This is a genomic window from Pseudomonas sp. (assembly GCF_035512415.1).
Classification (GTDB): Bacteria; Pseudomonadota; Gammaproteobacteria; order Pseudomonadales; family Pseudomonadaceae; genus Aquipseudomonas.
Map to the genome: position 1 here is coordinate 132,241 of NZ_DATKDZ010000025.1, position 21,665 is coordinate 153,905.

Consider the following 21,665-nt stretch of genomic DNA (forward strand, 5'->3'; position numbering starts at 1 on the left):
CGTTATACGTCATTGCTCCCGCGAAAGGCTACCAGCACACATCCACAGCACGCACTGCATCGTCCAGGGTTCGCGCACCGGTATGGGAGATGCGGAAATCGCCGCAGGCATCGCCCGCCATACGGTTAACCCGAGTGGCCTGCAATACATAGGATGTAGCAGTGGGGTTGCCCTCTGCAGCGATGGTGTAGTTAGCCGTTCCTGAGCCAGGAGCCTGAGTGGCAAATACCGCAGCCAAGTCGTCATCGGCATCCAGGTAGGAACCCTGCAGCGAGTAATAACGTTCCAAGGCCTGAGCGCCCTCCAGCAACGCCGACTTGGCTTCGGCGCGCTTGGCTCTGTTCATATATTCCGTGTAGTTGGGATAGGCGATCGCAGCCAGAATACCGATCACTGCGATAACAATCATCAGCTCGATCAGGGTAAAACCCTTCGCTCTAATCATCGGATCTGATTCCAGGATTGGCGGCCATCCATGACATTCAGGGTATTGGCCGCAGGCACGCAATCCTCGATACCTGTACCACGGCAGAGCCAGTACTTCTTGCCGTCAAGCAGGTCGAAAGAGCCCGTAGGGATACCATTGCTTGAACCTATACCAGAAACCGGCAGTTTGTTGCCCTTGCTATCAACGACGCTATCCGCTTCGTCGAACTTGCCATCCTTGTTCAGATCGAACAGCACATAGTTCAGACGCCCGCCCGTTGCCAGATCGACCACCATGGTCCAGCCAGAACCGCCTGCCTGGCAGGGGTCAGCCGAAGGAATAGCCGTTTCGAAGACCAGGCGATCGAGCAGAATTCTTGGCGCAAACAGCACCCGCTCCCCCTCCGCGCCCACGACCGGGGACTGCAGATCCAGGTACCAGCCACGCTTGCTGGTCCAATCGATACCGGCAGGATCCGCCGGCGCATCCAGCGCACGCACCTCACGGTTGAAGGCCGTACCCTCGAAAATAATGGAGCGCCCTTCAAGCGCCGAGCGCCCACTGAAGGCAATCGAAGCCCCGGTAGTGCTGGGTTTATCCCAGATGCCGTAGAAGGTTTGCACCTGTTTGTCACTGACATCGCCCACGGTATACATACGCCCCGTGCCGAAGTAGACGATCACACCATTCACAGCACCGTCAGGGTGGTAGGCAATTTCCGGCTTGACCGTGATCGCCTGGCGCTTGCCCGACGTATCGGCAGCCACATACAGGGGCTGCGGCTCGCTGCCGGACTTGAGGCTAACCTGGAAGTCATCGACTCCAGAGCCATTGCTCTTGAGGTCGAACTTCCACAGGTTGCCATTGAGATCACCGGCAAACACATCCTTGACGTAGATATTGCCAGCGCCATCCGTTGCATAGACAAAGGATGGGCTCGACAACCCGCCCGTTGCGCTACCTGCACGGACCTTGTTGACCGCGCCAGTGGCCAGGTTGACGATAAACAGCACCGAGTCGTCAGTGCTGCTGCCGTGACCATTGCCGAAGATCGCCGCCCAGGTGCCATCCTTCATGCGCCCGACCAGAGGCTCACCAAAGTTGTAGCCCAGATCGGCATCGTCCTTGATCTCCCAGAGCACCTTGCCCGCCGTAAAGCCACCGGCGGCACTGCTATCGGTCACATCCAGGGCGAACACACTTTTACCGCCGGCACCCAGGCTGCCTAGCAGCACCGTCTTCCAGGCACCATCGAGTATGGCGTCGCGCACATGCAGCTTGCCGTCGACGTAATAGCGGTGCTTGTAATCGGTCGAGGCCAGATCCTTGATACCCGGTAGTACGCCCTGGGGTATATAGGCGAAGAGTTCATTGCCGGTGTTGGCGTTGAATGCATGCAGGAAGCCGTCATTGGCCCCGACGAACAGAGTGGGCGTCTTGCTGGCTTTCGCCGCCACAAACTCGGCATAGGTCTGCCCGCTGGAGGGCAACGGCACGCGACCACTAAAGCCCCAGTCCTGCTTGTTGGCGATGACCAGGGTGGAGTTGACGATATCGCCGAGCGCGGTGCTGCGCTTGCGGTATTTGAGACCCGCCGGCGTTTCGTTGACGCGGCTGCCCATCAGATACTCAAAAAGCGCTTCGCTATTGTCGAAGTGGGCCTTCATCGGCACCGACAAACTGCTCCAGGACAGCGCCACTCCGGCGCTGCCATCATGAGAGAACAAGCGCCGTGATGGGTAACTCAACTGGCTACTGGCTTCCCAGATCTGCTTGAAAACTATCCCCGTGCTGGTTTGCGTGGGCCGCTTGGCCAGCAACTTACCCGACCAGTCGGCAGTGGAATACAGCGCCTCATAAACCAGGGTATCGCTATCCAGACGGCGAGCCGTCGGCACAGCTGCGGTATTGGAACCCGTGCGCTCGGCAACAGCTGACAGGGTGTCGCCCAAGGCAGTGGCGAACTGCTGGGGGTTCTGGGCATTGAAGAACCCCCCGCGCCCGTTGATACCCGCATGCAAAAGATCGTCGATCTTGGCACTACTGTTGGCGTCCGGCCGCGGATCAAGCCAATTGATCACCGCCCCCGACTTCACCGCATCGAAAGCCGTATCAGAATTAACAGAGCCCGACACCCCAAGCCCAACCCCGAATGTCACCATGTGCTGCCAGAAAGCAGGGTTCGCGGGATCAGTTGGTACCCGATTGGCAAGCCCCGAATGCAAGTCGCGATTCCAGTAATACATAGCGACATCGGCCAGCGTATCGGGATGGCTATCACTGAAGGGGGCTTTGGGTGCATAGCTGTAAGACTGACCATCGGGCCCGCTGATCGTCGGTCCGTTCTTGTTGTCCACATTCTCTTGGGCAGCGCTGTCGGATGCAGGATTACCGTTCCAGTAACCATCGGTGGTCAGGATGGTGTAGCTCTGCCGGCAAGCATACTCCGCCCCCCCGGTCTCTCCGGGAGTCGAACTCCATGGGCCAAGATCATTGGTCTGGCTGTAATACTTACCCGCGTCACCCAACGCCTTGCGCAGGGGGGTGCCGCCATCAGCGCTTGCGCCATACAGCCACTGGAAGAAATCAGTGCGACCCGTGCCTTCGAAACGCTTAACGCCCTTGACTACAGTGCCGGACTGGTTGATTGCGCCATAACCCACACGAATCTCGCCGGTCTGGCCATCAAAAGCACTGCCGGTACCCGCCTTGGCTGCCATCAGGCGCGTGCGGTAATAGGAAAACCAGTTGGCAAAGTTCTGTTTATCCGCCTCGGCGATAGTCTCCCGGGTATAGCAGCTGTTGCTGAATACATTCGTGCAGCCTGCGCTTTGCTGGTAATAGAACGCCGCGCGTGGATTACCGACATAGAAGTAATCCTTGCGCCCGTTGGTGTAGGCATCGCGGTGGAAAATCATCTGAAACGCAGTGGATAGATTGACCACTTCGCTGATGCTGCGATAACCGTCAACCTTGGCGGCGGTAAAACTGGCCTGAGCAAAGCTCGGCGGCGGCGCATAGGTGACCGTCGGGTCGAAGTAGACCTTGTTCACCGCAGAGGAAAACAGGTAGCGCTTGCCGCTCTCCGCGCACTGGTAGTAATAGTCGTTACCCGAGCGAGAGAGGTACGAGCATTCGTTTCGCGAGATATCCTGCTTGATTTCATCCGGCATATAGGCCCACTCCATGGAGCCGGAGTCGTCGAGCAAGAACATGATATTGGGCTCGACCTGCCCGCCCAGGCTCAAGGGCACCTGCGCTGGAGCAAAGGCGGCCAGAGCGCTCTGGCTCACTGCGAATGTCAGCAGGCCGGCGAATAGCGCGCGGGCAGCAAACAGGCGTTTTGACATATTCATCTCAGCATCCCTCTGATCAATTCTGACCGCGAATGGCAATCGCAACGGTGGAGCGCAGGCGTACTTCGATATCGCCACTGCCGTAGCCGGTAGCCTCGACATTGAACAGGTAGGTTCGGCTCAAGCAGTCGAATGCCCGATTCTCCGCTATCGAGCCATCGGTCTCGCAGACATAGGAGGTAGAGCTTCCAGAGCTGCCGTAGAAGTTGCTGACTTCACAGATCGGCTGCTTCGGTTTGCCGATCAGATCGGCGGGTGGCGACCATTGCGCCGCGGTGACATCAGGACAGGCCGTGACAGCCTGGAACAGCAGGGTCGGGTCGGCGCTCGCTGCCACCTGCTCGCGCACATAGGCTTCGCCGACGCGAAGTGAGGCCTCTGCCGCCTGGAAGGCCTGGTTGTAGTCGCGCGCCCCGCCGGCCATACGTTCCTGCAGCGTACTGCTGGACATCGATGAAACACCGATCATAGTCAGCACCAGTAGCATCACGAGGCACACCAACAAAACGGCACCTTTCTGTTTTTGCCTACCCATTTGTTGCCTCACTAATCGATTCGGTTACGCAGCGCCACCACGGTGCTGAACACTTGGCGCATACGACCGTCCGCCGCAACAGCCGCCCCATCGAACTCGACAACCTGCTCCTGAGCCCCCGGGGCATTGCTGTCGCTGACCATCAGCAAATCGATTTTCACCGTGCGTACATCACCCCAGCGGTTGGCCGCCTCGACTTCCGCGGGGGTCAGGTAGCTCTGCACACCCACGCTGCTTGCCATGGCGACGCCATAGCGAGTGCGCAGGGACTCGACACCCTCGACGACCTCCATGGTCTGCGCAGGAATGGTCGACACATCGCGCATATACAGAGCGCGAATCGACTGCCCTGTCGCCCCGGTCCTGCCGGTGTCGGCCACGTAGAAAATCCTGCTGCTGAAGCCAGCAACCCGCGCAGGATCAGTGAAGGAAATATCGGAGAACTTGAAACCGCCGCAAGAGGCTGCCTTATCGTTATTACCGGCGGCATGGGTCAGCGTCACATTGCCATTACCCGTAGCATTGGGCTTGTTGGTCACGCGAATGATCACGGCCTTTTCCAGGTCCATGATCATCACCGCGCGGTTCTGCTGCATGCTGGGGCAGTAGCTGGTGACTTTGATATTCGCGTTGGCAGCCGGCTTGAGGATCTCGTCCTCTGTCAGGAAGGCACCACAGTTGTCATTGACGAACAACGATATCTGATCGGTCCCAACAGCACCCAGAGCACCTACTGCGGTAATACGCTGGGCCCAGATAGGGCGATTCATCGCATTCCACTCGCTTGCGGCACCATTGGTGCCAACTACACAGATGCTCTCCTCGGCCAGGCGCACACCCATCCCCACGCCCGCCGGGCGCATCTCGGCGGCCAGATACTGCAGCGCAAAGCGGCCATTCTCCTGCAGATGGCCAGTGGCATTCTGTACCAGGAAGGTGTTCTTGTTACTGATAAAGACCTGCAGCACTACGCCACTGATAATGAGCCCAATGACCATCGCCACCATGAGCTCGATCAGGCTCAAACCTCTCTGCGTTCGCATAGACACTCCGTCAGATCCGGGTCACGAAAGAAAATTGCTGGGCAGCACTGCCCTGCACTCGCTCTTCGCTCCACTGCACAATGACTGTGAATTGATCGCCATTCTGAACCACCCCGCCGTCACCCTCGGGCAACTGCTGAGCAAGGTTGGCGCGCCACTCGGCCAGGTCACGCTGAAACGGCAGGCATGTCTCTTGCGCCGGGTCGCAAGGCAACTCGGCACCGACAGCAATAACGTAATAACCCGCCTGGGCATCGCCACGCGCGGCACGCATGCGGTCACCCATTTCGTAGGCCAGAAAGGTGGCGTGGGAACGTACTGTCGCCGTCTGATTGGCCTTGAGCGAATTGAGCTGCAAGGCAGCCAAGCCCAACAACCCAACGGAGAAGAGCAACACCGATACCAACACCTCAATCAATGAAGTGCCCTGTTGCAAGCGCCTAGCCATTAGCAGCCCCTCTTTCTGACGGACGCCGCGCCGGACAGCTCGACTACAACCGTACGATTATAGGTAGCGCAGTTACTGGTGCCCTCTTTGACCAGCAGGTCAAAGCTGACTGCAGCAGCCCCAACCAACTGCCCGCGGGAATCGAACAGGATGGTTTTCATACCCGCAGGATCTACGTCATAGGATGCCAGCGCAGGGAACATGCGCAGCTCAAGCCCATCGCCGTGGCGGAGCACCTGCCAACTGCCGTCGGCAGCCAGCGGCCCCTGTAACCGCGTGGTCTGAGCGCGCTGCACCGCCTCACGGCGGGCATAGGCAAACATGCCGGCGAAAGTGTTGACTTCGCTTGCAGCCCGGTTGTCACGCAGCAGTTGGGTGAGATTCGGCGCAGCCAAGCCCAGCAGCACCGCCATGATCACGATAGTGATCATGAGCTCGATTAGGGTAAAACCTTTCTGCGACATAACACTCTGCCCCCATGGACCAATACGTGCACACCAGGCCCACACCAAAACTAAAGATGCGAGCCCAGAGACAACCTTTCATCCATGAAAAGCAACCACTCGTCACGCCCTGCGCCGAAAGGAGTGATACTAAACAAATAAACGTTCGTTTCAAAAAACGTTTTCACCGAATGCGACAGCGGCCGCAGTAAAACTGCGAACGATTGAGGATTTAGCGGAAAAAGCAAGGCCCGCCAGAGGCGGGCCTGAACCATAACAGAGGGGAAACCGCGCTGGTGCAAAAAGCAGAGGACACCAACCTAAAGTTAGGCAAGATGCCCTAGGCACAACAGGGCGGCCACAGTTAAACCGAAAGCTGACCCTTGAACCAGACTAAGAACAGTCGCTTGGCACAGCGGGAGTGGTGACAGAGGCGCGCCCTGTGAGACTGATAGCCACCACACGCTCCTGCCCACCAACAGTTGGGGTGGCTCGGCAAACTGTCAATGAGGCCTGGGTAGCTCCTAAGCCCGTAGCCTGAAAACGCACACTGGTAACTGACCCAGTAATTTTAAACCCTGGAGCTGCCGCCTGATGTTGCAGCAGCACCGCCTCGCCGACATCCAATGCCCCATCATCATCAACATCGTGGAACACTACCCAGCCCTGCTCCCACCCCCCAGCGATGCAGCTTGCACCATCAGCAGAAACACACATCCGCACAGCAGAGTTACGTTTGATTGCCTCGCTGCGCGCCAGCACAGCCCCAGCAACTAGCTCGTTGGCTTGGGAGCGCAACTTACTTCCAAGCGTCATTTCGTTATAAGCAGGTATAGCCACGCCCATCAGCACCGCAAGTATCGCAATGGCAATTAACAACTCAACCAAAGTGAAAGCGCGCGACTGCTCGGGCATAGCCTTAACCTTCAAGCCCAACGAACAAGGCCCATCCCCCGCAACCATTAGTTCGTTCATTGCTCTATATACCAGTGAGTGCGATAGCGCTCAGTACTTGACGAACCCGGCACAGGGGGTATGCAAAAAGGTCCGAAGCAAATAGTCGGCGGCAGCCCAGGAACCTGAGCACGAACCGGAGGAGGTGGAAATCCACCGCCAGGAACATCCGCAAACAGATCCAAAATACCGTCTAGGTCAAAATCATAAACCGCTAACCCAGAATCGTAGCCAAGTGCATAGATCCGGGCACCACCCAAGTTACTAGTGCATACACCCGGGGCGGCAGGCAAGGGTCTATTGGTACTAAAGAAAGTCACACCGTCCTCAGTTACAGAGTCACTGACCACCTTCTCCCCCACGCTCAACTCTATAAACCAACCGGGTGCTGCCGAAGACAATGAAGTGGAACTGCCGGTCTGATCGGCCAAATCCGCCTCCGTACACGCCCGCTTAGTCTCTAGCGCTGGCGGGGTAACTGGATCAGCACAGAGCAACCCACCGGTTAAACCGGTATTGTAATCTTTAAGCATATAGAAGCGGTTTTCAATTGTGGTATCGAAAGGCTGCTCCCTGTCGCCGCTCCCAACCAGAATACTGTCAAAGTCATTGCCCAGAACAACATCAGGCCGATAAAGGAACTTACGCGCATCGACACCTGTACCAGCAAGAGATGCCAACTTGAAAGTCACCCAATTATCAGGATCGACATCATCAATATCCGTACGCCAGATATTACCCTTGGTATCTACACTATAGATTCGGTCCGCCTTACCGTTACTGTCTCGATCAATCAACGTTACATCTGCCGGCACACTCCCCATACCCACTGGGAATATATGCTTAATTAGAGCACCGGTGCGCGCATTTACAACAAACACTCCCCGGCCTTTGTCATTGGTAGCCGCCACGGCTGGGTCTTCATTCTCTGGATCATAGCCAGCACCAAAAATAAGCACGGGATCGATGGCCGATGCTTTGATTCTGGCAGGCCGCAAGGTGGACCAGGTTTGCCCCAACTCCGCAAAATCAGCTTGGCTGCTATCAATTTTCCAGAGGTGTCTTGGAGCTAAAGGGTTACTGACATCCAATGCATAAGCAAATCGCCCCCCCCGGCGCATACCAATATAGAGATAGGCTTTATCACCTACAAGCGACTCAAATTTTCCATCGGCGTTGGCGTCCAATTGATAAACCGACGTTGGCCCATCGGCAAAGTACGGCTTGGGGGACGCACTAGAAATGGCCGGCTCGTTTTCACGCAAGCGATTGAGTTGGCTCAAGTGCTCGGGGAAGACCACCCCCCACTGCTCAAGACCGTCTGTTGGATCCTGACCGCCTTTAACCGCATGAAAAATACCTTCATTGGTTCCGTAATAAACCATTACGTCGCGGTCATCGCCATTACGGTTGTAGTTGACCACCGCCGGGCGCGAATGAACCAAATCACCATGGATGCGCGCACGCACATCGGTATTAACACCATTTCCGTCTTCGTTATCCATGTTATCCGCACCGCGAACCCAGTTGACCAGGTCTGCCCCCAAGGCAGTAACGAGCGTAGTGTTCGCCGTGCTAAATACCGTATCGGAAAGTGCTGTTCCCGCAACACAGGAACCATTACATGTGTACAAATTACGCGCTGCCTGACTGGTGGCAAACGCGGTGCGCATGCGCTGAGCAGCCCCGCCCTTCTCTACCACCGAACCATCGGGCGCATCGCTCGCAGTTTTTGGATTCCCCAGCGGTTCGAACTGCCAATAATTGGAGGCAGAGCTCCAAAAGCTGGTTATGTCATCCAGCAAAAAACCGTCCACTTTATCTTGCACAGGCTGCGCTGGAGTATTGCTATCAGACAGCACCGGGTTCCCGTTAACGTCTTTGGCCAGCAGATATTGCTTCAAGTTACCAGGCCACCGCGGACCAGCTCCCGCATCAGGACGAAATTGCCCCATATACACCTGATTGAGAAACTCACCGCGCACATTCACACTTACCGGCAATGTCGATGAGGCAAACACGCTATCCACCGGCTGCATACCACGCAGAGCGTCTACAAAGGCCTTCATGGCCTGCTGACCATTACTCGCCTCAAAGTATTTGCCACCACCTACGTTTGCTGCACTTTTAAGCAGCTCACGCGAACTCCTCATTGGCGCAGTACCATAGTTATTGTCGGCAGGGTTCTGCACTGCGATGGTATAGGTAATTACATTTTGATCCCCTACGGGCGGCCCGATATCGCGCTTAAACAATGTACGCGCGTACTCATCAAACCAGCTGCTGGTATAGTTTGATGGAGAAAAAGCCAAGGGATCGCTTACCAAAATCCCGCTTGGCTGTACCGCTGTAGCACCAATCCCTCCCAGCAGCTTGGTGGTATCGTTTTCCTCGCCAGAGTCAGGACCACCGTTACCTATAAATAAAATAAAATTCTTACCGCAGCCGTCGGTAATCGGACTTCTATACCCATCATCTAACTTCGCCCCAACATCGTACTGATCACTTTCAAAACCAACATAGTCGTCAGGCTTGCCACCATAATACAAATAGGCTTCATGCATGGATTTAGCATAAGGCGCATTATTGGAATCGGGAATAGAAGGATTTATTTTAGCCAGCAACGCATCCCGATTTGCCTCGACATTCATTGGTCGAATATGATAGCGGACATAGCCTCCCTTACCATCTCCGGAGGGGTTGGCAATCATCAAACCAATATTAACCGCTTCTACTAATTCTTGAACGTCAGTGCGCGTAACGCAATCAACCGGTGTCCGATTTATTTCCTTGCCATTAGCATCAAGATTGATCGTACAGGCAGGAAAATAGGGTGAGTTAAGCGGATCCACCATATTATTTAACACCTGCCGCAACATTTCTAACTTCTTACCGGTACTCACCCCATCCAGCAAGGTCACATTACTATTGTTCGAAGCAGCATTATCCAACATCAGCAATAGGTTGGTTCGCCCAGTAACCGCGTTAGGGTTAGCCAGGAAAATATCCGTATCCTCCGCGACAACTACTAAAGGGAAAGCAAATGTCGCTCCCACAACCAGCTTACTTAAGAAATTCAGGACACTCATGATCGGCACCTCTCAACAGCAAAACTGGTCATATTAAGGACAAGGATTAGGACTAGCCGGGAGCCTGATCTTTACACCTTGATTTACAGCCACATTAACGCCGGTTGCGGCATTGTCCACAGAGGCCACGACATTCCAATAGGTATCTTGGTAGCCCGTTGCACCACCCGAATTGGGCGTACCTTCTATAAGAATGTTTGGAGTGGCATCCGCACTACTTTCGGACTTGACATCAATTGCTCGAATGCAAACAGCAGCAGCCACACTCACAGATTCCGGCCCCACAACAATTGTTTTAGGCGCAGGTGCAGTGAACGTTGTCAATGAACCCAGTACTTCTTCAAGAGCCGCATTAGCCGCTGCCGTAGCCTCATCCCGCAACTGCACGTTATTCACAGCCGAAAGGTTGACCCCGCTTAACATAAACGCACTGCTAACCATCAGGGTAAGTAACAGCAGCATGATTAACCCCACAATAAGGGTCGCGCCTCGCTGAGTACATCGCGGAACATACTGCTTCATGGGATCTCCCGGCGGCCTGATGGATTGACTAATCGGACGGTAGTAGCAAATACGTGACGCTTGAAACCATCATTGGCGGCTGCAATAGAGGTGCTACCCAGTTGATATGCCTTTGTATCTGTATAACCACGCGTAGCGACTGTATTGCGCACCAGCACATAAAGTTTAACTGCGACTGCATTGGCCAAATCGTCTAGTACGCAGGGATCCAGAGTCGTGCAGCGCTTGAACTCATCCGCACTACCATCACCTGGATTACTTGCACTGATGGGAAGTCCGTTCTTACCTTCAGTATCCAACCCAAGTTCAACACGAAAACTCTCTACCCCCTCAATAAGAGGCTGCGGTGCAGAATAGGCCCCATTGACTAATTCCACGCGCATCAGTGTCGGCACACCGCCACTGTTGGCCAGATAATAAAGTTTTGATACGACCTTACGCTGCGGCGCGAGATCGGCCGGCAGAACGGGACTGTCCAGACTGCAAGTCTTGGTTCTTAGGGGAAATGCTGCATTATCGATCACATATGGATCTTCAGTGCCTACGTTTCGGCAGCCTGATACCTGGATATGCCACCCCGTATCAGTGCCGCCATCACACCCCCCACCTTTCACACAGGTATTTGCATGACGCACCAATAGCACATCACTGCTTGCCAACACCCCGGTCACGCCGCAACTTGCCAGCCCTGTAGCATCAGGAAAGACCTGAACCGGAATACCAATAAGGTTGGTTTTATAAGTTGCGCTCCAGCCCGCGACTACACAAGGATCGGGGATAGCCGTAGGTGGATCGATATTATTGTCCAATTCGCCCCAAAAGCCTGCGTGCTGAACATCGGCCTGCATAAGCTGCAATGAAAAACGTCCGTTCTCAATCAACACATTGGTCTTAGCCATTTCATCATTGGTGCGGGATACGTCAATAAACAACTGCAAAATCGCCAAGAGCATCAATACGCTGATGACGACAGCAACCATCAGCTCAATGAGACTAAAGCCTCTGGCAGCTCTTGGCTCACGCAGTGCAATCGATAGTTTCTGGGCCTGTGTCTTCATTTCAAATCAGCCACTCTGACTATGGTACTCACTACCCGCCGACAGAGGTCCGCCGTGCAAGTTGAACCAGAAGGCCCATTGTATTGGCCTGAACCACAGGCTGAGTTGGTGGGGACCGACAAAGGTGCAAGCCCCTGCCACGCCACACTGACCCGGTAAGAACCCGCCCCTAAAACCTCGACACAGCCACGCCCACCAATCATGGCACCCAGCTCATTGCCGTCCTCGTCCATCTCCGCCGCCCCTTGCAAAGCATTACACCACTCACCCGCATCCACTTGTTGCTGGGTGGCAGTGCCTGTTTCACAGGTTGAACCAACACCAATACCCACCAGGCTGGTTTCATAGGTAATGGCCTTCGCGCGATTAGTGGCTAAGCGATTAGCCATATCACTCAGCAGCAACAAAGCTTGAGAGCGCTGATAGGCCTCCATTTCAGACTGCTGCAAACGCGATTGCAGTCCAGCCATGCCAAGCAAACCAACGGCCAGAATAATGACGGTCACCATTAACTCGATCAATGTCAGGCCTCGCTGGCCTTGGAAGCGGAGAGGCGTTGACATAACTACCACTTCCCTGCCGGTTCTTTGAGCCCAGCACTATTCAGCTTCAAATCACCATCGTCCAGCTGAGCTCCTTTAGCCGTGAAGGTAATGGTAAAAGACGGTACCGCCCCCGACCCGACAGTAATGTCGTAGGTATATCGACTACTCACCCTTTCTTCGAGACTGAATCCACTCGCTTCCATGGCTGTTTTGTTGACATATGCGCGATTGGCAACGAGAAACTGCTGTTCGCGGTTGGCAATATCGATCATCTGCGCCTGCGCAGCAGTGCGCGCGCTCTTAATGAGATAGGCCTGATAGTTAGGCAGGGCAATCGCAGCCAATACTCCGATGATCAGAATGGCAATCATCAACTCGATCAGGCTAAACCCTCGCTGCTCAGTTCGCTCCACAGTACGTCCTCTCGCGATCCGTTTATCCATACGCCCCCACCAGCACTACAGCAGGGTACAAGTCGTTACACCGAATAACGCGAAATCAAAGCGCTTTCGGCGGTGGCCGTGTAGCTAATCATAGACGCCAAAGCGCAGGCATTTCCGCGAACGCGGCACACTAACTTGCAAAACGTTGCATTCGGTCTAGAGATTAAAGGCCGGCTCCACAAAGCCCACGGTTTAAACGACAGTCGGAACCGAGGTGCAGACGACCGGTGCTCCCTACCAGGATGGCAGGGGCAACCCCGACTAACAGAGGCACGGACGCTATGCACCACCATGCTCACGGCTTTACCCTCCCAGAACTGCTCACCACCCTCGGCATCCTTACCGTGCTGACAAACGTTGTGCTACCCGGCACCTTGCAGTTTATCGATAACCAACGGCTGATCACCGCCAGCAATAACCTCGCCGCGGACTTAATGCTGGCCCGCAGCGAATCGATCAAGCGGCGACAGCCGGTGCAGGTCGATAATGGCGACGGCAATTGGCAGAGTGGCTGGCAGGTGTACGTCGACCTGAACAACAACGGTCTATTTGATGAGGGCGAGCCGATACTCCGCCAAGGCCAACCCCTGCCCAGGGGTGTAATTGCCAAAGGCAATACGCCGGTCAGGCGCTATGTTCGCTATACCCCTCTGGGCAACACCAAACTCTTGGGCGGGGGCTTTCAGGCCGGTACGCTCACGCTCTGTCACGCAAGCGGCAACCAGGCGGTCAGGCACCTGGTGATCAGCCCCAGTGGTCGGCTGAGAAGAGCCAGGGACCAGCCAGGCCACTGCTGAACGGGCCGGAGGAAATCCGTAGGGCGTCACTCGCCGAAGGCAGTGCGCCGTGGTTCAGCGATCCTGCGTAAAAAACTGGCGGGTTGTCGCTGCGCGCCGAGGCCGCCCGCCCTACTCGGAAGGTAGGGCCCGATGGTTCGACGGCGCTACGCGACGAGCGCCGCCCACTTTTGCCGTGCAGGCTCAGAGCTGCGTCACCCGCAATTCCTTGGGCATGGAGAAAGTGACATTCTCAGGCCGTCCTTCCAGCTCGCTCTCCCCTGTCGCGCCCCAGGCTTGCAGTTGGCTGACCACGCCGCGCACCAGCACCTCGGGGGCTGAAGCACCGGCGGTAATGCCGATACCGGCAACGCCATCGAACCACTCGCGCTTGAGGTCTTCGGCACCGTCGATCAGGTAGGCGGGGGTGCCCATGCGTTCGGCCAGTTCGCGCAGACGGTTGGAGTTGGAGCTGTTGGGGCTGCCGACCACCAGCAGTACGTCGCATTCGGCGGCGAGTTGCTTGACCGCGTCCTGGCGGTTCTGGGTGGCGTAGCAGATGTCGTCCTTGCGCGGTCCGCCAATGCTGGGGAACTTGCTGCGCAGGGCGTCGATAACCTTGCTGGTGTCGTCCATCGACAGGGTGGTCTGGGTCACGAAGGCCAGGGCTTCGGGGTTGCGCACTTGCAGTTCGGCTACGTCCGTTTCGTCTTCCACCAGATAGATGGCCCCGCCATTGCTGGCATCGTATTGGCCCATGGTGCCCTCAACTTCCGGGTGGCCGGCGTGGCCGATCAGGATGCACTCGCGCCCCTCGCGGCTGTAGCGCACCACTTCCATATGCACCTTGGTCACCAGGGGACAGGTGGCATCGAAGATCTTCAGCCCCCGCCGTTCGGCTTCGTTGCGTACGGCCTGGGACACGCCGTGGGCGCTGAAGATCACGATAACGTCATCGGGGATCTGGTCCAGCTCTTCGACAAAGACGGCACCACGCGCGCGCAGGTCTTCGACCACGAATTTGTTGTGCACCACTTCATGACGCACATAGATGGGCGGGCCGAAGACTTCCAGGGCGCGGTTGACGATCTCGATGGCGCGGTCGACGCCGGCGCAGAAGCCGCGGGGGTTGGCGAGTTTGATATGCATGGGAGCCTCGGCACGCGGTCGTTTAGGGACCAATTTAACGCGGGATCGGCCAGCGTTCCCGCTTTGCGTAGCCCGGATGGAATCCGGGAGGGGTATTCGCGTTTCCCCAGATTTCATCCGGGCTACAGAAGCGCTACAGCGCTTTGACCTCAATGATTTCCACATCAAAGCTCAGCGCCTTGCCGGCCAGGGGGTGGTTGAAGTCGATGGTCACCTGGCTATCGTCAAAGGCTTTGACCACGCCCGGCAGCTCGGCATTGGCGGCGTCGTTGAAGATCACCAGCAGGCCTTCGGACAGCTCCATATCCTGGAACTGGCTGCGCGGCATCACTTGCACGTTCTGCGGGTTGCCCTGGCCGAAGCCCTGTTCAGGGCCGATCGGCAGGCTGCGCTTGTCGCCGGCTTTCAGACCATAAATGGCCTGTTCGAAACCCGGCAGCAGGTTGCCATCGCCCACCTTGAAAGTGGCGGGCTTTTTATCGAAGGTGCTGTCGACCACATCGCCATTTTCCAGCTTGAGGGCGAAGTGCAGGGTGACTTCCTTGTCCGGGCCAATACGTACGTCAGTCATGGGCTTTTTCTCCGGACTTCTCGCTTTTAAACATATCCAGCGCCAGCAAGATCGCGCCGCCGGTGATCGCCATATCGGCGACATTGAACGCTGGGAAATACCAGCGGTGCTGCCAGTGCAGCAGAATAAAGTCGACTACATGGCCGAACACCACGCGGTCCACCAGGTTGCCGAGTGCACCGCCTAGAACCAGGGCCAGGGCCAGGGCCAACCAACTTTCCCCTGGTTTCAGGCGCTTGAGCCAGACCACCAGCACCACGCTGACCGCCACGGCAATCGCCGCAAAAAACCAGCGCTGCCAACCGGCCGCATCAGCTAAAAAGCTGAAAGCCGCGCCGGTGTTGTAAGCCAGGGTCCAGCTGAAGTAATCGGGGATAATCACGATCTGCTGGTACATGCTCAGGGCGTTGTCGAAGTAGAACTTGCTCGCCTGATCGACCACGAACACCAGCAGGCTCAACCAAAGCCAGGGCAGCTTGCCGAAACGGGCGCTCATAAACAGCCCCCGAGATCGTAGGATGGGTGATAACCCATCAAATGCGGCGGCTGCAGCGATGGGTTGCCACCCACCCTACCCTCTGGCGCTATTCCGAGGATCGCCGGGACGCCGGACCGCAGCAAGCTGGCTCCTACGCAAAAGCGACCCTCACCCCCGGCCCCTCTCCCGGGGGGAGAGGGGAGCAAAGCAGCGCGCAGTGCATCACGCATAGTGACGAACCTCGCCCGCGCCTTCGATATTGTCCACGCAGCGGCCGCAGATTTCCGGATGCGCCGGGTTGACCCCGACGTCTTCGCGGTGGTGCCAGCAGCGCCCGCACTTGGGGTGGGCAGATTTGACGATTTTCAGCTTCAGGCCCGCCACCTCGGTGACCACGGCATCGGCCGGCGCATCGGCCAAAGGTGCCAGTGCAGCGGTGGAGGTGATCAGTACGAAACGCAATTCATTGCTGAGCTTGTTCAGATCGGCAATCAGGCTGTCTTCGGCATACAGGGTGACTTCCGCCTGCAGGTTGCCGCCGATGGCCTTGGCCGCGCGCAGGGCTTCCATTTCCTTGTTGACCGCAACTTTGACGTCCATGACGGTGCCCCAGAACGCCCTTTCGGTTCCGGCACCACCCAGCAGGGGGTCATTAGAAGTACCGTTCAAATAGAACAGCCCTTCGTACCAGCCATTGAGCATTACCGACTCGTTGCGCTCGCCCGGCAGGTACTGCCACAGCTCGTCGGCAGTAAACGACAGCACCGGCGCAATCCAACGCACCAGGGCTTCGGCGATATGGAACAACGCGCTCTGGCAGGAGCGCCGCGCCACGCTGTCGGCGGCGGTGGTGTACTGACGGTCCTTGATGATGTCGAGGTAGAAGCCGCCCAGCTCCTGCACGCAGAAGTTGTGCACCTTCTGGTAGACGTTCCAGAAGCGGTAGCTGTCGTAGGCCTCTTCAATTTCGCGCTGCAGCAGCAAGGCGCGATCCACCGCCCAACGGTCCAGCGCCAGCATGTCTTCAGCCGGCAGCAGGTGCTGCGCCGGATCAAAGCCGCTGAGGTTGGAGAGCAGGAAGCGCGCGGTGTTGCGGATGCGTCGATAGGAGTCGGCGCTGCGCTGCAGGATCACCTTGGATACGGCCATCTCGCCGGAATAGTCGGTGGACGATACCCACAAGCGCAGGATATCGGCCCCCAGGCTGTCGTTGACTTCCTGCGGGGCGACCACGTTGCCCAAGGACTTGGACATCTTGCGGCCGTTCTCGTCGACCACAAAACCGTGGGTCAGCAGCTCTTTGTAAGGCGCGTGACCGTCGATGGCCGCCCCGGTCAGCAGCGAGGAATGGAACCAACCGCGGTGCTGGTCGGAGCCTTCCAGATACAGATCGGCACGCGGGCCGCTGGCGTGGCCGAGCGGATGGGAGCCGCGCAGCACATGCCAGTGGGTGGTGCCGGAGTCGAACCAGACGTCCAGGGTGTCGCTGATTTTGTCGTAGTCCGCAGCCTCGTCACCGAGCAGTTCGGCGGCGTCCAGCTTGAACCAGGCCTCAATGCCCTGCTGCTCGACACGCTTGGCCACTTCCTCCATCAGCTCGGCGCTACGCGGGTGCAGCTCGCCCGTAGCCTTGTGCAGGAAGAACGGAATCGGCACGCCCCAGTTACGCTGACGGGAGATGCACCAGTCCGGGCGACCGGCGATCATGCCGTGCAGGCGCGCCTGGCCCCAGGCGGGGACGAATTGGGTCTGTTCGACGGCGTCCAACGCGCGGCGACGCAGCGAGCTGCCATCACTGATGACCTTGTCCATGCCAACGAACCACTGCGCCGTGGCGCGGTAGATCAGTGGCGTCTTGTGCCGCCAGCAGTGCATATAGCTGTGCTGGATGGCTTCGTGTTTGAGCAACGCGCCCACTTCTTCCAGCTTGGCGACGATGTTCGGGTTGGCCTTCCAGATAAACTGGCCACCAAAGAATGGCAGGTCGCTGACATACACGCCGTTGCTCTGCACCGGGCTGAGGATGTCGTCATTGCTCATGCCGTAGCCTTTGCAGGAACGGAAGTCGTCCTCACCGTAGGCCGGGGCCGAGTGGACGATACCGGTGCCGGCACCCAGCTCGACATACTCAGCCAGATACACAGGGGAGAAGCGCTCGTAGAACGGGTGACGGAAGCGGATCAGCTCCAGCGCCGCGCCCGGGGCGATAGCCAGCACTTCGCCCTGCAGGCCGTAACGCGCCAGGCTGCTCTCGACCAGCTCTTCGGCCAGCACCAGCAGCTTGTCGCCGGTATCGACCAGGGCGTAGTTGAATTCGGGGTGAACGTTAAGCGCCTGGTTGGCCGGGATGGTCCAGGGCGTGGTGGTCCAGATCACGATGGAAGCAGGCTTCGACAGGCTAGCCAGACCAAACGCGGCGGCCAGCTTGTCGGCATCTTCAACCACGAAGGCCACGTCGATGGCGTCGGACTTCTTGTCCTGATACTCGACCTCAGCTTCGGCCAGGGCCGAGCCACAATCGAAACACCAGTTGACCGGCTTCAGACCCTTGAACACGAAACCCTGCTTGACCATCTCGGCCAGGGCGCGGATCTCGCCGGCCTCGTTGGCAAAGGCCATGGTCTGGTAGGGGTTGTCCCAATCACCCAACACACCGAGGCGGACGAAGTCGGCCTTCTGCCCTTCGATCTGCTCGCCGGCATAGGTGCGGCAGCGCTCGCGGGTCAGATCGGCTGGCTGATTCTTGCCAAAGGTGGTTTCCACCTTGTGCTCGATCGGCAGGCCATGACAGTCCCAACCCGGCACATAAGGGGCGTCGAAGCCGGCCAGGGTTTTGGAGCGGGTGATGATGTCCTTGAGGATCTTGTTGACCGCATGACCGATGTGAATGCTGCCGTTGGCATAGGGCGGGCCGTCGTGCAGGACGAACTTGGGCCGGCCTTCACCTTGCGCGCGCAGCTTCTGATACAGGCCAATCTCGTTCCAGCGCTGCAGAATCTGCGGCTCGCGCTGCGGCAGGCCGGCCTTCATCGGAAACTGGGTATCAGGCAGATTTAGCGTGGCTTTGTAATCGGTCATTTCAGGCTCTTCGTAAGCGATTGGCACCAAGCAGTTGACGCAGGGTGCTTAAACGCGCCAATGGGCACGGGCGGCAGCAATATCGGCAGCAATTGCCGTCTTCAATGCCTCAAGAGAGGCGAAACGCTGCTCATCGCGCAGCTTGTGGTGGAAAGCCACCGTCAAACGCCGGCCATACAGATCACCGGCAAAGTCCAGCAAATGCACTTCCAGGTGGGCACTGCCATCACCCGCAACACTCGGACGCACACCGATATTGGCCACGCCCGGCCAGGACTGGCCGTCTATTTCGGTGCTGACCAGATACACGCCCTTGAGCGGCACCCGCTTGCGCTTGAGCTGCACATTGGCGGTCGGCGCATCCAACTGGCGACCCAGCTTCTGCCCGTGCAAAACCCGCCCGGCGATCTGGAACGGCCGCCCCAGTAGGTGTTCGGCCAGAACGAAGTCGCCAGCGGTCAGGGCTTCACGCACCCGCGTGCTGCTGACGCGGATGCCGTTCAGCTCGACCGTGCTGGCGGCCTCGACACTGAAGCCCTCGCGCTCGCCCGCCTCGGCCAGAAAAGCAAAATCACCGGCACGGTCGCAGCCGAAACGAAAGTCATCGCCAACTTCCAGATGGCGTATATCCAGGCCATCGATCAGCACTTTCTGCACGAACTCGGCAGCGGACAGCTCGCGTAAACGCCGGTTGAAACTCAGGCATAGCACCAGGTCGACGCCTTCGGCAGCGAGCAAGGCGAGCTTGTCGCGTAAGCGGGTCAAGCGCGCCGGGGCGGTATCCGGGCCAAAAAACTCGCGGGGCTGCGGCTCGAAAATCAGCACACAGCTTGGCACACCGAGCTCGACCGAGCGCTCACGCAAACGCGCCAAGATAGCCTGATGGCCACGATGGACGCCGTCGAAATTACCGATGGTGGCAACACAGCCCCGATGCTGGGGCCGCAGATTGTGTAGGCCTCGAACCAGCTGCATAACGCGCTTCTTGCTCATAAAGTGGCCGATTATACGCACACCGGGCAGCGGACAACAGGCAGCAAATCAGCTGCCTATAGAATCGGCTTACGATCTTGCGAGCTAGAGTCCTGCAAGGCAAAAACAGGCGAGGAAGCGGAGTGTACGAGCTGTACATGAGCATTCCGAGCCTGTTTTTAACGCAGCAGGGCCGACGCGCAGCAGATCGTAAACCGATTCTCAGAGTGCGCTACGTCGCGCAAAGTCCTTCAAGCGAAAACCCAGCAGCGCCAACACGGCCAAATAGGCCAGCATGCCCACCCCCACCAGCCCGCCCAGGCGCAGCAGACGCCAGAACATGGTGCCGTCCGCCCAAGCCGGCAGTTGCTGCATCGTCAGTAGCAGCACCGCCGCCATCGCCAGCAACGCCAGCAACAGCTTGCCGAGAAACAGCGCCCAACCCGGCTGCGGTTGAAACATGTCGCGCTTACGTAGCTGCCAGTACAACAGCCCAGCATTCAGACAGGCGGCCAGACCGATGGCCAGCGCCAGGCCGGCATGGGCCAGGGGAATCACGAAGATAAACAGCACATTCATCGCCTGGGTCGCTAGCAGCGTCACCAGCCCGATACGCACAGGAGTCTTGATGTTCTGCTGGGCATAGAAGGCCGGCGCGAGAATTTTCACCAGAATAATGCCGACCAGGCCCAACGAGTAAGCGATCAAGGCGCGCTGGGTCATCAGCGTATCGCCCGCGGTGAACTTGCCGTACTGGAACAGCGAGGCGATCAGCGGCTCGGAGATAATCGCCAACGCCACCGCACTGGGCAACGCCAACACCAGACACAGACGCAAGCCCCAGTCGAGCAACTTGGAATAGTCCTCGCGGCTGGCCCCGGAATGGGTTTTCGACAAGGCCGGCAGCAGGATGGTCCCCAGCGCCACGCCGAGCACACCGGCCGGCAGCTCCATCAGACGGTCGGCGTAGTACATCCAGGACACGGAGCCGGCGACCAGAAAGGAGGCGAAAATCGTATTGATGATCAGAGATATCTGGCTCACCGATACGCCGAAAATCGCCGGCCCCATCTGCTTTACCACCCGCCATACGCCGGTGTCCTTGAGATTCAGGCGCGGCAGCACCAGCATGCCGATCTTGTGCAGATGCGGCAGCTGGAACAGCAACTGCGCCAGGCCGCCCACCAGCACCGCCCAGCCCAGAGCCATGATCGGCGGATCGAAATAGGGCGTCAGAAACAGGGCGAAAACGATCATGCTGACGTTCAGCAGGGTCGGCACAAAAGCCGGCACCGAGAACCTGTTCCAGGTATTGAGCACCGCCCCTGCCAGCGAGGACAGGGAGATCAGCAAGATATAAGGAAAGGTCACCCGCAATAGATCGGTGGTCAGCTCAAAGCGCTCCGCCTCATCGGCAAAGCCCGGAGCGGATGCCCAGACAATCCAGGGTGCGGCGAGAATCCCGATAAAGGTCACCAGCGCCAGCACCAGGGTCAGCAGGCCGGTCACATAGGCGAGAAAAGTCCGCGCAGCTTCATCGCCCTGCTGGGTCTTGTACTCGGCCAGAATCGGCACAAATGCCTGGGAAAACGCGCCCTCGGCAAAAATTCGACGCAACAGATTAGGCAGCTTGAACGCCACCACAAAGGCGTCCGAGGCCACGCCCGCACCGAAGGCGCGAGCAATAATGGTGTCACGCACGAAGCCCAATACACGCGAAAGCATGGTCATGGAGCTGACAGCGGCCAACGACTTAAGCAAATTCATGTAATATCCCG

At 57.7% G+C, this 21,665-nt stretch carries 19 protein-coding genes; 1 reads left to right on the forward strand and 18 read right to left on the reverse strand.

Annotated elements, in window-relative coordinates; genetic code table 11:
- Positions 1–28 precede the first annotated feature (28 nt).
- From VMP31_RS12465 to VMP31_RS12520, 12 genes are all read right to left on the reverse strand, one after another.
- Entirely contained in the window at positions 29–445 is a 417-nt protein-coding gene (locus tag VMP31_RS12465; RefSeq protein ID WP_325507534.1) for a type IV pilin protein, read from the reverse strand.
- On the reverse strand, positions 442–3,783 hold the full coding sequence (locus VMP31_RS12470) for a pilus assembly protein (RefSeq protein ID WP_325507536.1): 3,342 nt from the start codon (positions 3,781–3,783) through the stop codon (positions 442–444). The genes VMP31_RS12465 and VMP31_RS12470 overlap by 4 nt, the downstream gene beginning before the upstream one ends.
- Before the next feature lie 16 nt (positions 3,784–3,799).
- Complete coding sequence (locus tag VMP31_RS12475; RefSeq protein WP_325507538.1) at positions 3,800–4,318, reverse strand: pilus assembly PilX family protein; 519 nt, start codon at positions 4,316–4,318, stop codon at positions 3,800–3,802.
- 11 nt (positions 4,319–4,329) lie between these two features.
- A complete protein-coding gene (locus tag VMP31_RS12480) occupies positions 4,330–5,361 on the reverse strand; it encodes a PilW family protein (protein ID WP_325507540.1) in 1,032 nt (343 codons plus the stop codon).
- Between the two features lie 10 nt (positions 5,362–5,371).
- Complete coding sequence (gene pilV / locus VMP31_RS12485; RefSeq protein WP_325507542.1) at positions 5,372–5,809, reverse strand: type IV pilus modification protein PilV; 438 nt, start codon at positions 5,807–5,809, stop codon at positions 5,372–5,374.
- A complete protein-coding gene (locus VMP31_RS12490; RefSeq protein ID WP_325507544.1) occupies positions 5,809–6,273 on the reverse strand; it encodes a GspH/FimT family pseudopilin in 465 nt (154 codons plus the stop codon). The genes pilV and VMP31_RS12490 overlap by 1 nt, the downstream gene beginning before the upstream one ends.
- Positions 6,274–6,645: 372 nt before the next feature.
- A complete protein-coding gene (locus tag VMP31_RS12495; protein ID WP_325507546.1) occupies positions 6,646–7,227 on the reverse strand; it encodes a GspH/FimT family pseudopilin in 582 nt (193 codons plus the stop codon).
- Positions 7,224–10,295, reverse strand: a complete 3,072-nt coding sequence (locus VMP31_RS12500; protein ID WP_325507548.1) for a pilus assembly protein — start codon at positions 10,293–10,295, stop codon at positions 7,224–7,226. The genes VMP31_RS12495 and VMP31_RS12500 overlap by 4 nt, the downstream gene beginning before the upstream one ends.
- Before the next feature lie 33 nt (positions 10,296–10,328).
- Positions 10,329–10,757 carry a hypothetical protein gene (locus VMP31_RS12505; RefSeq protein WP_325507550.1) on the reverse strand — a complete coding sequence of 143 codons (429 nt, stop codon included), beginning with the start codon at positions 10,755–10,757 and terminating at the stop codon, positions 10,329–10,331.
- A gap of 56 nt (positions 10,758–10,813) precedes the next feature.
- Positions 10,814–11,875: a PilW family protein gene (locus VMP31_RS12510; protein WP_325507552.1), complete on the reverse strand. Its 1,062-nt coding sequence runs from the start codon at positions 11,873–11,875 to the stop codon at positions 10,814–10,816.
- Positions 11,872–12,438, reverse strand: a complete 567-nt coding sequence (locus VMP31_RS12515; protein ID WP_325507554.1) for a type IV pilus modification PilV family protein — start codon at positions 12,436–12,438, stop codon at positions 11,872–11,874. Before VMP31_RS12515 ends, VMP31_RS12510 begins: the two co-directional genes overlap by 4 nt.
- Before the next feature lie 2 nt (positions 12,439–12,440).
- Positions 12,441–12,863 (reverse strand): type IV pilin protein, encoded by a 423-nt coding sequence (locus tag VMP31_RS12520; RefSeq protein ID WP_325507556.1) that lies wholly within the window; start codon positions 12,861–12,863, stop codon positions 12,441–12,443.
- A gap of 281 nt (positions 12,864–13,144) precedes the next feature.
- On the opposite strand from VMP31_RS12520, the gene VMP31_RS12525 reads away from it, so the two are divergent.
- Complete coding sequence (locus tag VMP31_RS12525) at positions 13,145–13,660, forward strand: GspH/FimT family protein (RefSeq protein ID WP_325507558.1); 516 nt, start codon at positions 13,145–13,147, stop codon at positions 13,658–13,660.
- Between the two features lie 183 nt (positions 13,661–13,843).
- On the opposite strand, the gene ispH is transcribed toward VMP31_RS12525, so the two are convergent.
- From ispH to murJ, 6 genes are all read right to left on the reverse strand, one after another.
- A complete protein-coding gene (gene ispH / locus VMP31_RS12530) occupies positions 13,844–14,788 on the reverse strand; it encodes a 4-hydroxy-3-methylbut-2-enyl diphosphate reductase (protein WP_325507560.1) in 945 nt (314 codons plus the stop codon).
- A 133-nt stretch (positions 14,789–14,921) separates the two neighbouring features.
- Complete coding sequence (locus tag VMP31_RS12535; RefSeq protein ID WP_325507562.1) at positions 14,922–15,359, reverse strand: peptidylprolyl isomerase; 438 nt, start codon at positions 15,357–15,359, stop codon at positions 14,922–14,924.
- Positions 15,352–15,855 (reverse strand): signal peptidase II, encoded by a 504-nt coding sequence (gene lspA, locus VMP31_RS12540; protein ID WP_325507564.1) that lies wholly within the window; start codon positions 15,853–15,855, stop codon positions 15,352–15,354. Before lspA ends, VMP31_RS12535 begins: the two co-directional genes overlap by 8 nt.
- A 204-nt stretch (positions 15,856–16,059) precedes the next feature.
- Positions 16,060–18,915, reverse strand: coding sequence for an isoleucine--tRNA ligase (gene ileS / locus VMP31_RS12545; protein ID WP_325507566.1), 2,856 nt, complete (start codon positions 18,913–18,915; stop codon positions 16,060–16,062).
- Positions 18,916–18,963: 48 nt separating this feature from the next.
- Positions 18,964–19,890, reverse strand: a complete 927-nt coding sequence (ribF, locus tag VMP31_RS12550; RefSeq protein ID WP_325507568.1) for a bifunctional riboflavin kinase/FAD synthetase — start codon at positions 19,888–19,890, stop codon at positions 18,964–18,966.
- 219 nt (positions 19,891–20,109) lie between these two features.
- Entirely contained in the window at positions 20,110–21,654 is a 1,545-nt protein-coding gene (murJ, locus tag VMP31_RS12555; RefSeq protein WP_325507570.1) for a murein biosynthesis integral membrane protein MurJ, read from the reverse strand.
- Positions 21,655–21,665 lie beyond the last annotated feature (11 nt).

Excerpts from the sequence above, each read along its gene's own strand:
- VMP31_RS12510 (WP_325507552.1), bottom strand. The coding sequence starts at position 11,875 with ATGAAGACACAGGCCCAGAAACTATCGATTGCACTGCGTGAGCCAAGA.
- VMP31_RS12480 (WP_325507540.1), bottom strand. The coding sequence starts at position 5,361 with ATGCGAACGCAGAGAGGTTTGAGCCTGATCGAGCTCATGGTGGCGATG.
- VMP31_RS12475 (WP_325507538.1), bottom strand. The coding sequence starts at position 4,318 with ATGGGTAGGCAAAAACAGAAAGGTGCCGTTTTGTTGGTGTGCCTCGTG.
- murJ (WP_325507570.1), bottom strand. The coding sequence starts at position 21,654 with ATGAATTTGCTTAAGTCGTTGGCCGCTGTCAGCTCCATGACCATGCTT.
- VMP31_RS12495 (WP_325507546.1), bottom strand. The coding sequence starts at position 7,227 with ATGAACGAACTAATGGTTGCGGGGGATGGGCCTTGTTCGTTGGGCTTG.
- ileS (WP_325507566.1), bottom strand. The coding sequence starts at position 18,915 with ATGACCGATTACAAAGCCACGCTAAATCTGCCTGATACCCAGTTTCCG.
- VMP31_RS12520 (WP_325507556.1), bottom strand. The coding sequence starts at position 12,863 with ATGGATAAACGGATCGCGAGAGGACGTACTGTGGAGCGAACTGAGCAG.
- ribF (WP_325507568.1), bottom strand. The coding sequence starts at position 19,890 with ATGCAGCTGGTTCGAGGCCTACACAATCTGCGGCCCCAGCATCGGGGC.
- lspA (WP_325507564.1), bottom strand. The coding sequence starts at position 15,855 with ATGAGCGCCCGTTTCGGCAAGCTGCCCTGGCTTTGGTTGAGCCTGCTG.
- pilV (WP_325507542.1), bottom strand. The coding sequence starts at position 5,809 with ATGGCTAGGCGCTTGCAACAGGGCACTTCATTGATTGAGGTGTTGGTA.
- VMP31_RS12515 (WP_325507554.1), bottom strand. The coding sequence starts at position 12,438 with ATGTCAACGCCTCTCCGCTTCCAAGGCCAGCGAGGCCTGACATTGATC.
- VMP31_RS12470 (WP_325507536.1), bottom strand. The coding sequence starts at position 3,783 with ATGAATATGTCAAAACGCCTGTTTGCTGCCCGCGCGCTATTCGCCGGC.
- VMP31_RS12535 (WP_325507562.1), bottom strand. The coding sequence starts at position 15,359 with ATGACTGACGTACGTATTGGCCCGGACAAGGAAGTCACCCTGCACTTC.
- VMP31_RS12465 (WP_325507534.1), bottom strand. The coding sequence starts at position 445 with ATGATTAGAGCGAAGGGTTTTACCCTGATCGAGCTGATGATTGTTATC.
- VMP31_RS12505 (WP_325507550.1), bottom strand. The coding sequence starts at position 10,757 with ATGCTGCTGTTACTTACCCTGATGGTTAGCAGTGCGTTTATGTTAAGC.
- VMP31_RS12525 (WP_325507558.1), top strand. The coding sequence starts at position 13,145 with ATGCACCACCATGCTCACGGCTTTACCCTCCCAGAACTGCTCACCACC.
- VMP31_RS12500 (WP_325507548.1), bottom strand. The coding sequence starts at position 10,295 with ATGAGTGTCCTGAATTTCTTAAGTAAGCTGGTTGTGGGAGCGACATTT.
- VMP31_RS12490 (WP_325507544.1), bottom strand. The coding sequence starts at position 6,273 with ATGTCGCAGAAAGGTTTTACCCTAATCGAGCTCATGATCACTATCGTG.
- ispH (WP_325507560.1), bottom strand. The coding sequence starts at position 14,788 with ATGCATATCAAACTCGCCAACCCCCGCGGCTTCTGCGCCGGCGTCGAC.